Annotated in this window: 1 pseudogene; it reads right to left on the bottom strand. The window is 35.9% G+C overall.

Going from position 1 to position 223, the window contains the following annotated elements:
* Positions 1-206 (bottom strand): annotated as a pseudogene (locus FC90_RS08875) (hypothetical protein); the annotation flags it as partial.
* Positions 207-223: the final 17 nt, after the last annotated feature.

The raw sequence follows: 223 nt of genomic DNA, 5'->3' as shown, positions 1-223 counted from the left end.
TTTTCGTCAGGTCTTGAGAATTCGTCTTTGACTGGTTCCACAATTGAACTCATAGTCGAAATATCTTTGACATAATTTTTTTCAATTTCACGAAGCCAGCAGCTACTTTCAGTTGCTCTCACAACCTGGTAAAAATCGATGTTGGTTTGTTCGTAACCCCATACATCCACTAAGATAGTACCTAATTCATATTTACGTTTTGTCATTTGAAACACTCCTTTTT

The sequence above is a fragment of the Latilactobacillus graminis DSM 20719 genome, from assembly GCF_001436415.1.
Taxonomy (GTDB): domain Bacteria; phylum Bacillota; class Bacilli; order Lactobacillales; family Lactobacillaceae; genus Latilactobacillus; species Latilactobacillus graminis.
This window is presented reverse-complemented; position numbering and strand designations above follow the sequence as displayed.